Source organism: Nitrospirae bacterium CG2_30_53_67, assembly GCA_001873285.1.
In the GTDB taxonomy this organism is placed as follows: Bacteria; CG2-30-53-67; CG2-30-53-67; order CG2-30-53-67; family CG2-30-53-67; genus CG2-30-53-67.
On sequence record MNYV01000109.1, the window covers coordinates 1 to 10,591 of the forward strand.

The window sequence follows — 10,591 nt, forward strand, 5'->3', positions numbered from 1 at the left end:
ATCCGGAACATCCCCTCATTGGCCTGCTCGGCCCGGCTTCCATGACCGATTAATAATAAAGCTTCCATCACTTCACTTCTCTTCTTTTCTGGTTCTTCTCCCATTTAGTGGGTAAAAAGGGTTCGAGGATTCCAGGGTTCAAGGGGTCAAGTGAAATACTTAAACGCAAGCAAAATCTCCAGAGAAAAACACTGGAATCCTTGAACCCTAGGACCCTCGGCCCCTTATGTTCTTAGCACCTCACTTGACCCCTGGAATCCTGGACCCCTTGACCCCTGATGTTTTCACCCACTCTTTTGGAGATGATCCTTATTTACAGAAATTCCTTCCTAATCAGTCGGATCTCCTCTTCCTTGGTTTTGACTTGGCCGTCCAGTCGGGCGTCCATCAGCCTGTTTAAGATCCGCTGATAAATGGGTCCGGGTTTGAACCCGAGTTTGCGGATCTCCTGGCCGGTGAGTTCCGGTTTGATGTTTCTAAGCCGGGTCAGGAAAGAGGAGAAGCGTTCTTTCGCGGTCTCTGAGGTCGTGGACGCCATCATCAGGAGTATGGTTTCCACCGGAACAGGAGAGAGCATGCCATGGATCTCACTCGGGAGGATTTTCTTGCGGTTCTTGAACCGGTTGAGAATCCGGGAGAAGGCATCGGTCCCGATCAGGTACCTGCTGAAGAAATCCCTGCTGAGGTCCAGGGTCTTTTCCACCTGCCTGATCTCTTTCTCTTCGAGTGGGAGGAGGAGACCCATGAGGCAGACCAGATAGGTCTCGACCTTGATGTCCAGGAAGAGAAGATCAAACCAGGCTATAACGTTCTTGATGGAGGAAAAGAGTTTTTCCGAATCGGATGTCAGCCTCAGATTGGGGTGGATGAATTGGAGAAGGTCAAACGACTCCATGCGCCTGATTGATGGGAAGGGGTCTTCTTCCTGGAAGAGGTATTTCAATTCGACGAAGAGCCGCTTGCCCGAGAGTTTCTGGAAAAGGTTCATGCGGACGGCGCTCTTGATCAGGCCGGCGGTCTGCCGGCCGATATTGAAGTGGAACCGGGTCTCGAACCGGATGGCCCGGAAGGCGCGCGTGGGGTCTTCCACGAAACTTAAGTTGTGCAAGACCCGGATGGCCCGGTCCTTGAGATCCCTCTGCCCTCCGAAATAGTCGACCAGATGTCCGAACGCCTTGCCGTTGAGCTGGATGATCAGAGTGTTGATGGCGAAGTCCCTTCGGTAGAGGTCTTTTTTAACGGAACTGATTTCGACCCTGGGGAGGGCCGCAGGATAATCATAGTATTCGGTCCTCGCCGTGGCCATGTCCACCCGGAATCCGTCCGGGAGGATGACCACCGCGGTCCCGAACTTGGGATGGCCCTTGACCCTTGCCTTGAAGCGCTCCGCAAAGGCATGGGCCAGTTTGATGGCGTCCCCTTTGATTACAATATCGACGTCCAGGTTCTCGATACCGAGAAGGAGGTCCCGGACAAAGCCTCCGACCACGTATGCCGAATAGCCGAGTTCATCGGCGGTCTTTCCCACATGACGGAGGATCCTGATGACCGGGGATGGGATCATTTCATCCAAGAGTTTTTTCACATTTTTGCTGAAAAGGTATTCGTTCTCATCGTTCAGGGCATAGGGAGTCTGAGGTTTCTTCCGGATATCCTCATGGAGCGCCATCAGGAGGTCGGTGCGGGTGACGGCCCCGATGACCCGGCCGTTCTCAAGTACCGGCATCATGCGCTGGTTCTTCTCGATCATGTCTTCTTCGATGGTGAAGAGCGATGTGGTCCTGTCCGCCGTCAAGACCTCCGTGCTCATAAAGTCCCGGACCGGGGTCTGCTGCAATTCATGGAAGATCCCCTTCTGCACGACCTCCCGCGTCACGACGCCGGCGAATCTCTCCCCTTCCACGACCGGAAGGGCATTGATATTGTAGCGGGTCATGATCTCCGATGCCTCGACCAGGTTCTTGTCCGCCTGAATGGTGATGACCGGCGAGGTCATGATTTCCTCGGCGCTCCGGACCGGAAGGATATGTTTTTTCAAAATCTGCAGGAGCTCCTCCTGGATTTGAAGCAGGGTCTTTTCCTTGATCGTGGCTGAGGCGGCCGTGGGGTGCCCCCCTCCGTTCATCTCGGCAAGGACCTCGCCGACGTTCACCTCGGGCAGTCTGGACCGGGCGATCAGGTGGACCCGGTCTCCCATGCGGACCAGAACGAATAACACATTGATGTTTTCAATATCCCGGAGCTTATGGGCCAGAATCGATATGTCGCCCACATACTGGTCCACTGATGCCGTTGCCAGGATCACGTCGATCCCCCGTATGGTATGGGTCCTTGCCGACTGGATGAGATCGTTCAGGAGGCCGAACTGCTCCACGGTGAGCTCTTTGGTGATGAAGTCCGAGACCATGTTGAGGTCCGCACCCTGGGTTAGAAGATATGCGGCTGCATTGAGGTCCTCCCTGCGGGTCGAGGCGAAGGTGAAGGAACCCGTGTCTTCATAGATCCCGATGGCCATGATGGTCGCCTCCAGAGGGGTGATGGGAATCCCTTTCTCCTGGATCATCTCCACCAGGATGGTGGTGGTGGAGCCCCGTTCCCGGATCACGGCATAGTCGGCCCGGATGTCCCCCGGCGTTACCGGATGGTGATCGAAGATGTGAATGGGAATACCGGGTTTGCCGATCAGTTCGGCGAACTTTCCGATCCGGCTCGACGACTTGGTGTCTACGAGGATCAACCGGGTGACCTCTTCTATTTTGATATTTTTAAGACGCTCAAAATTCAGGGCATAACTCGCGGAATGCAGAAAGAACTGGTGAAGGCCGTGTTCCTGCGAACCCGGGAAGACCATCCTGGCCTCAGGGTAGAATTTTTTTGCCGCCACCATGGAGGCCAGGCAGTCGAAATCCGCATTGGTATGGGTGGTGATGACGTCCATAGTTTGAACAAAACCTTGTTTTCCAAGTAATTTTCTGTCCTTAGCATAGAATGTGCGAACGGTCTTGTCAAACCTTTCCGCTCTTCTTGAATCTCCTTGACGGAATAGGCAAAAGATGTTAAAAAATGAAAATGATTCAGGGATAGTCCTGATGATATAAAATGCCGCTGTAGCTCAATGGTAGAGCAACTGATCCGTAATCAGTAGGTTGGAGGTTCAATCCCTCTCAGCGGCTCCATGGTTCTTTCCACGGGCCTATGACGGGATCATATCCGAAAATTTCAGGACGGACACAGGATGGCCTATCAAGATTTACGGGATTTTGTACGGGCCCTGGAACAGAAATCTCTTCTCAAGAGAATCCAGGTGGAGGTGGACCCGGAATTGGAGATCACGGAGATCACGGACCGCGTCTCCAAAGAGGCGGGCCCGGCCCTGCTTTTTGAAAAGGTCAAAGGCTCCCCTTATCCGCTCCTGATCAATGCCTTCGGGAGCATGGAAAGGATCTGCCTCGCCCTCGAGGTGGGTTCCCTGGATGAGATCGCCCGGAGGATTCAGAATATCGTTGAGCCGGAGATCCCCACCAACCTGATCGAAAAGATCAAACAGCTCCCCAAGCTGAAAAGGCTGGCCGATTTTATCCCCAAGACCGTGAAGACGGGACCGGTCAAGGAGGTTATCGAGAAGGACCGTCCTTCCCTCTCGTCCTTGCCGATCCTCAAGTGCTGGCCTCTGGATGGGGGCCGGTTCATTACACTGCCTCTGATCTTTACAAAAAATCCCGTCACCGGGACCCAGAACTGCGGGATGTACCGCATGCAGGTCTATGATGAGAAGACCACGGGGATGCACTGGCACGTCCACAAGCACGGCTCCCGCCATTACCAGGATTCAGAGCGCCGGCATGAGCGGCTCCCCGTGGCCGTGGCGCTCGGGGGGGACCCCGCGGTCATCTATTCAGCCACGGCCCCGCTCCCGGATGAGTTCGACGAGATGCTTTTTGCCGGATTCCTGCGCGGGGGGCCGGTGGAGATGGTTCCCTGCGAGACCGTGGACCTCATGGCGCCGGCCCATGCCGAGATCATTCTGGAGGGGTATGTGGATCCTGGGGAGAGCAGGGTCGAGGGCCCCTTCGGCGATCATACGGGCTATTATTCCCTGTCCGAGCCCTATCCGGTCTTTCACATCACCTGTATGACACGCAGGAAAAACCCGCTCTATCCCGCGACCATCGTGGGGAAGCCGCCCATGGAGGACTGCTATCTGGGCAAGGCCACGGAACGGATCTTCCTCCCCCTGCTGAAAAAGCAGCTCCCGGAGGTCGTGGACATGAACCTCCCGATTGAGGGGATCTTCCACAACATGGTCTTCGTCTCCATCGACAAGCGGTATCCGGGCCATGCCCGGAAGGTCATGCATTCGATCTGGGGGACCGGCCAGATGATGTTTACCAAGATGATCGTGGTTGTGGATGCCCATGTGAACGTGCAGAACACCTCCGAGGTCCTCTGGCGCCTCGGGAACAACGTGGACTGGAAAAGGGACGTGGAGGTTGTGCAAGGCCCTCTGGATGCGTTGGACCACGCCTCACCCCTTCCCAAGTACGGGGCCAAGATCGGGATCGATGCGACCAAGAAGTGGCCCGCCGAAGGGCATCTCAGGGAATGGCCTGAGGATATCATCATGACGGAGGAGATCCGGGCTCTGGTGACTGCCCGCTGGAAAGCGTACGGATTTTGATCTGCACCCTAAAATCCGGCTTTGCCGGAGATTTATGATACTCATGCCGTGTTTCGGGTCTGGCCCGGAATGGCGGCTATGACGGTCTCTGCGGATAGGAGGTTACCCATGAGTGTTCATCGTCCCTATGTCCCTATCTTCCGTATAGTTTTCCTGCTGATCCTCTCCATGGTGTTTCTGTCGTGCGGGGCCGGCAAAGGGATTGTGGAGGACGTCCATCTTCAGAGGGACCTGCAGGTCTGGTATGCGCCGGATCTCCAGAAGATCCGGATCAAACAGGTAGCCATCCTCCCCTTTGTCATGCCGGAGATCCGCCAGGGAGACAAGGAATCGGATGTGATCTGTTCCTTTTGCGGCCATCCCTTGCGTGAGCACAAAGACTTCTCCATAGAGGGGGGGCTCCTTGCGGAATACCTGTATAAAGATCTGAAGAAGTCGGCGCCTTACGAGGTCATCCCTTTGGATCAGGCCTTTTCCATTTTTCATCTCCAAAAAGGGGCGAAGGACATTTATAATGATATCCAGCTCATCATGGAACTGGGGAAAAAACTCGGGGTGGATGCTGTAGTGGTGGGGGAGGTCCTGCGGATCCATGAACGGGTGGGAGGAAACTATTCCATCGTCAGCCCGGCCTCGGTTGCATTCCGGCTGAAGATGATCCAAGTTCAGGACGGCATGGAGTTCTATAAAGTTTTGTACGATGAAACTCAAAAACCGTTGAGCGAGGAGCCGCAAAGGCTCTTTCACTGGTCCAAGATCCGGTTCCGCTGGCTCACGGCGGATCAGCTCACCCGCGCCGGGATCCATGAATCGGTGATGACATTTCCCGGAGTGCCGGTACGGTGATGCCAAGGATAGGGCTATAAATTCTAAACCCTAATGTCGAAATCCTAAACAAATCCAAAATCCAAATGTCCAAAACATTTAAATTCTGAACCGTTCTGTTTTGAATTTTGGTTATTTGAAATTGTTTAGGATTTAGAACTTAGAATTTTGAAATTGTAAGGGAAAAAAAATTATGGATCAGTTCCTGTTTGCATTTTTAGGCGGCCTGCTTTCTTTCATTTCGCCTTGTGTCTTGCCCCTGGTGCCGGCGTACATCTCTTATATTTCCGGTGTTTCGGTTGAACAACTGACCGGGAGGGAGAAGCCTTCGGCCCTCCTTCCCGGCATCCTGGCCGGTTCCGTGCTTTTTGTGGCCGGGTTTTCCCTGGTCTTCACCCTTCTCGGGGCATCGGCCACCCTGATCGGGCATATCATGACCGGTCACATGGGCCTGCTGCGCAGAATCGCAGGTCTCGCCCTGGTGGTCCTGGGCCTGCATACCACGGGCCTTTTCAGGATCGGTTTTCTGAATTATGAAAAAAGATTCCATGTCAGGACAAAACGGATCTCCTATCTCCAGGCCTTTGTCATCGGGGTGGTTTTCGCCTTCGGCTGGACCCCCTGTATCGGGCCCATCCTGGCAGGGATCCTGGCCATGGCCGGGACCCAGGAGAGCGTAATGACCGGGGTCCTCCTCCTCCTCATTTACGCCATGGGTCTTGGTATCCCCTTCATCCTCATGGGCCTTGCGACCGGCTGGTCGTTGTCCTTTATCAGCCGGGTCAAAAAGCACTTCAAGGCTGTGGAAGCGGTATCCGGGATCCTGCTGATCACCATCGGCGTGATGATCTTCATGAACCGCCTGGGGTATTTTTCAGTCTGGATCATGAAGGTCTTCCCGGCTTTGTCACGGTTCGGGTAGGACCACTAAGGATTCGGTCTTTGAACAGGACATTCTCGCCCTTCCGAACAAGCAATAGGGCGAAATCGAGGGGTTATCTCTCCAATTTCTCGATGTCAAAACCAACCAAATTAAATCTTGACAAAAAACGGCCCACCACATTAACATATCAATAGTAAAGGATTTTTCTGTTTCTTGAACTTCAGGTGGATTCAGAACTCGGAGATGGCATGATATTGTTTGAGAATATTGGCTCATACCAGGAGATTCATGCTTATGTATAAGGAATACTGGGGTTTAAAGGAATATCCATTTGAAAATCTTCCAAATCCTGGCTATCTCTATAAATCTCCCATTCACGAAGAGGCCCTGACGCGGCTGATTTATGCTATTGAGAACCGCAAGGGTGCGGCCATGCTGACCGGTGAGATCGGCTGCGGCAAGACCACGATCAGCCGGCTCCTGGTGCAGAGGCTCGTGAAAAGAAATTATCAACTGGCCCTGATCGAGAACCCCTGCCTGCCGGCCGATGACTTCTTCAAGGAGATCCTGTATCAGTTCGGATTGAAGACTACGGCTCAATCCAAGAGCGAGATGATCCACCAGCTCAACGATTTCCTGTATCAAAACCTCAAAGACGGGAAAAACACAGTGATCATTGTGGATGAGGCGCAACTGATCAACAGCAGCGAGACCTTCGAGGAACTGAGACTCCTGCTGAACTTCCAGATGAACGATTGTTTTCTCCTGACCCTGATCCTGATCGGCCAGCCCGAACTCCAAGAAAAGATGGAGAATATGCCTCAGCTGGACCAGAGGATCGCCATCCGTTACCACCTCAAGCCTCTGGACATGCAGGAGATGGTCAAGTTCATCTTTTTCAGGCTCAAGAAGGCGGGCGCCAGGCGCAACATGTTTACCAATGACGCCTTCCGGCGGATCTATGAACACAGCACCGGCATTCCGAGGAAGATCAATAACATTTGTGATCTCAGCCTGCTGATCGGCTGCGGAGAGAGCGTCAAGTTCATCAGTACCATGATCGTGGACAAGTCGGCCAACGGTTCCTTTTAAGGGAGCAGACCTATGGTAAGAATCAGCGAAATATTGCGCAAGTCCGGAGGCGGATCCGGGGAAGAAGAGAAACCATCCGTCGTACTGCATCAGGCCGTTCCTAAGAAGAAGGCGCCGCGGTCTTTCGGAAAATCAGAGGATCTGAAGCTGAGCGAGATCCTTTCCGTAGATGAACTGCTCAAGGAGAGCGAAGAAAAGGGGATTTCCACGATCATCTCCAAGGAGGAACTGCGAAGGATGTCCTCCGGCATTCTGGTCGAGAAATCCGACGTCAAGAATGCTGACGGGGAATGGATCTACGGGGATGTGGACAAGATCTACGAGGATGCCAAGAAACAGGTCGGCCTCGCCATGGACAAAGGAAAGTCGAATCAAACCTTCTCCGTGGACGCGATCGCAGAATGCACCGTCCGGATGGTTCAAAGCCTGATGGCCGGAGACAAGCTCTACCTGAAGGCGGTTTATACCCGTCACTCCTCCAACGACCTTGTTTCCCATTCCTTGAATGTAGCGATCTTCTCCCTGAAGGTCGGGATGGGGCTCAATTACAGTGAGAATCAGCTCATCCGCCTCGGGACCGTTGCTCTCCTGCACGATATCGGGATGGCCAAGCTCAATACCAAGATCATCAACAAGGAAGATGTGCTGACCAAGGAAGAGTATGAAGAGATGAAGCGGCACCCCGAATACAGCTATGAAATGCTCTCCCGCCTCGGGCGTCAGTATGAATGGATCGCGACCGTGGTGCGGCAGGAGCATGAGCGGATCAACGGCAAGGGGTATCCGAGAGGGCTTTCAGGGGAAGACCTCCATGAGTACGCACAGATCATCGGCCTGGTCGACTACTATGAAGCCCTGACCCATACCCGGCCGCAGCGCAGACGTTTTCTCCCTTACGATGCCGTCAAGATCATCGTGGAGCAGGAGAAGGGGGTGTTCGCCCAGAAGCTGATCAAAACGCTTCTGAGAAAGATCTCCGTCTTTCCTCTGGAAGGGTTTGTGAAGCTGAACACCAACGAGATCGGCAAGGTGATTGAAACCAGCGAAGAGCGCCCGCTCAGGCCCACGGTGGAGATCCTGTACCAGGCTGAAGGGCAGAAGCTGAAGGCGCCGAGGATCATCAGCCTCAAGGATAATCCCCTCATCTACATTATCAGTTCGGTCTACGAGGAGGATATCCTCGGCGAAAAAAACGGCTGGAACCTGCAGGCCGCAGCGAAACATCACAGAAATCCATAGGGTGGATCTCTGCGGAAGACTTCTTTTAACCGTGACCTTTCCATAAATTGAAGACCCTCATGCCCTATGCCGTCGAGATAGAAAAACTCACCAAGATCTTCAGGCCCAAAAGAGGCATCCGAAGGTGGTTCGCCTCATCCTCCCTCTCTCATGACATCAAGGTGCTGGACGATGTAACCCTCTGTGTGCAAACCGGAGAGGTCTTCGGCCTGCTCGGGCCCAACGGGGCGGGCAAGACCACGCTGCTTAAGATCCTCTCCACCCTGATCCGTCCGGATCGGGGGAGTGTCCGCATCCTGGGGTACGACCTGGTTCGGGACGAAAACCGGATCAAAGAGCGGATCGGCATGGTCTATCCGGACGAAAGGAGCTTCTATTGGCGTCTGAGCGGGAGGGAAAACCTGTGTTTCTTTGGTTCCTTGTTGAACCTCTCCGCAAAAGAGATAGACCGCAGGATCCGGGAACTCTCTTCGTTCATGAACATGGGCGACTTTCTGGACGACCGGTATGATGCGTATTCCACAGGGATGAAACAGAGGCTCCTGCTGGCTCGGGCCATGCTGAGGGAGCCTGAAGTCCTGCTCATGGATGAACCGACCCGGGGGCTGGATCCCACCATGGCCGAAAGTTTGTTAAAGGAGATCTGTTCTCTGGCCTCGAATAAACAAACGACAGTCCTGATGGTGACCCACAGCCTTTCCGAAGCAAAGAAGTTCTGCAGCCGGATCGGGGTCCTGAGCCAGGGGCGGCTGGTCTGCGAGGGGAGGATGGAAGACCTCAAGGCATCCTTTCTTGATGCAAGCCGGTATTGTTTCTATATCACTTCCCTGGATACAAAGGTCTTAAGCGAGATGCAGCGCCTTCCATGGGTGACCGACATCCAGTGGAGCAACGGGAGCGATAAGATCAAACTCGATCTCACGATCCAGGACCCGGAAGCGAACCTGTCCAAAGTCATGGATCTTCTTAGAGAGAACGGGTCCATGATCGTCCGCATGGAGGCCGGGGAGTCGGATATAAAGACGATCTTTGCCAGGGCCACCGGCAGGGAGGCGGGATAAGATGAGCGTGCTCTCTCTCTCTATGCTCCATAAACCGTATGCCTTTCTCCGGCGGGATTTTCTGGGAGAAATCAGTTATCGCCTTTCATTTGTATCCCAGGTTGCGGGGGTCTTCTTTTCCGTGGTGATGTTCTATTATATCTCCCGGCTTTTCGGAAGCTCTGCAAACCCTTATCTTTCAGCCTACGGAGGGGAGTACTTCCCCTTTGTCCTGATCGGGATCGCCTTCTACCGTTACCTGAACGTAGCCCTCTCCATTTTTGCCGTGACCATCCGGGAAGGCCAGGTGACCGGCACCCTGGAGGCCATGTTCACCACGCCCACAAGACCTATAACGCTTCTGATCTATTCCAGTCTCTGGAGTTTTATTTATGCCACATTCGAAGTGGCGGTCTATCTCTTCTTCGGCGTCGTCTTTTTCGGTTTTCAGATCGGCCAGGCCAACCTCCTTTCCGTGCTGGTCGTCCTGTTCATCACCATCCTTGCCTTCTCGTCCTTCGGGATCCTTTCCGCGGGTTTTGTCCTGTTTTACAAGCGGGGAGACCCGATCGCCTTTGTCTTTGGGAGCCTTTCCGCGTTCCTCGGGGGGGTTTATTTTCCGGTAGCGATCCTCCCGAAGTTTCTGCAGTTCGGCTCGAACCTCCTTCCGTTGACCTACTCCCTTCGTTCTTTGCGGCAGGCCATCCTGATGGGGGCGCCCGTCACAAAGCTCGGTTACGACCTCGCCGTGCTGGCCCTCTTTGCAGCAGTCGGAATCCCCCTGAGTCTGATTTTTTTCAACACGGCCCTGTCCCGCGCCAAGGACGAGGGCTC

General features: G+C 54.0%; 8 protein-coding genes and 1 tRNA gene. 8 read left to right on the plus strand and 1 reads right to left on the minus strand.

Annotated features, from left to right (window positions below; all coding sequences use genetic code 11):
• Window positions 1-313: 313 nt before the first annotated feature.
• A complete protein-coding gene (locus AUK29_06755; protein OIP63319.1) occupies window positions 314-2,938 on the minus strand; it encodes a hypothetical protein in 2,625 nt (874 codons plus the stop codon).
• A 163-nt stretch (window positions 2,939-3,101) separates the two neighbouring features.
• Between AUK29_06755 and AUK29_06760 the strand changes: the two genes are divergently transcribed.
• The 8 genes from AUK29_06760 to AUK29_06795 all read left to right on the plus strand — a co-directional run.
• Window positions 3,102-3,176, plus strand: a tRNA-Thr gene (locus AUK29_06760).
• A gap of 59 nt (window positions 3,177-3,235) precedes the next feature.
• Window positions 3,236-4,678, plus strand: coding sequence for a menaquinone biosynthesis decarboxylase (locus AUK29_06765; protein ID OIP63320.1), 1,443 nt, complete (start codon window positions 3,236-3,238; stop codon window positions 4,676-4,678).
• Between the two features lie 108 nt (window positions 4,679-4,786).
• Window positions 4,787-5,524 (plus strand): hypothetical protein, encoded by a 738-nt coding sequence (locus AUK29_06770; GenBank protein ID OIP63321.1) that lies wholly within the window; start codon window positions 4,787-4,789, stop codon window positions 5,522-5,524.
• A gap of 172 nt (window positions 5,525-5,696) precedes the next feature.
• Window positions 5,697-6,425 (plus strand): hypothetical protein, encoded by a 729-nt coding sequence (locus AUK29_06775; GenBank protein OIP63322.1) that lies wholly within the window; start codon window positions 5,697-5,699, stop codon window positions 6,423-6,425.
• 255 nt (window positions 6,426-6,680) lie between these two features.
• Window positions 6,681-7,478: a hypothetical protein gene (locus AUK29_06780; GenBank protein OIP63323.1), complete on the plus strand. Its 798-nt coding sequence runs from the start codon at window positions 6,681-6,683 to the stop codon at window positions 7,476-7,478.
• A gap of 12 nt (window positions 7,479-7,490) precedes the next feature.
• A complete protein-coding gene (locus AUK29_06785; protein ID OIP63324.1) occupies window positions 7,491-8,717 on the plus strand; it encodes a hypothetical protein in 1,227 nt (408 codons plus the stop codon).
• Window positions 8,718-8,776: 59 nt separating this feature from the next.
• On the plus strand, window positions 8,777-9,778 hold the full coding sequence (locus AUK29_06790; protein ID OIP63325.1) for a hypothetical protein: 1,002 nt from the start codon (window positions 8,777-8,779) through the stop codon (window positions 9,776-9,778).
• A gap of 1 nt (window position 9,779) precedes the next feature.
• On the plus strand, window positions 9,780-10,591 hold an 812-nt coding region (locus AUK29_06795; GenBank protein ID OIP63326.1), incomplete at its 3' end, for a hypothetical protein.

Bases quoted from the DNA above. Each gene is read 5' to 3' on its own strand.
- AUK29_06755 (OIP63319.1), bottom strand. From the start codon at position 2,938: ATGGACGTCATCACCACCCATACCAATGCGGATTTCGACTGCCTGGCC.
- AUK29_06765 (OIP63320.1), top strand. From the start codon at position 3,236: ATGGCCTATCAAGATTTACGGGATTTTGTACGGGCCCTGGAACAGAAA.
- AUK29_06770 (OIP63321.1), top strand. From the start codon at position 4,787: ATGAGTGTTCATCGTCCCTATGTCCCTATCTTCCGTATAGTTTTCCTG.
- AUK29_06775 (OIP63322.1), top strand. From the start codon at position 5,697: ATGGATCAGTTCCTGTTTGCATTTTTAGGCGGCCTGCTTTCTTTCATT.
- AUK29_06780 (OIP63323.1), top strand. From the start codon at position 6,681: ATGTATAAGGAATACTGGGGTTTAAAGGAATATCCATTTGAAAATCTT.
- AUK29_06785 (OIP63324.1), top strand. From the start codon at position 7,491: ATGGTAAGAATCAGCGAAATATTGCGCAAGTCCGGAGGCGGATCCGGG.
- AUK29_06790 (OIP63325.1), top strand. From the start codon at position 8,777: ATGCCCTATGCCGTCGAGATAGAAAAACTCACCAAGATCTTCAGGCCC.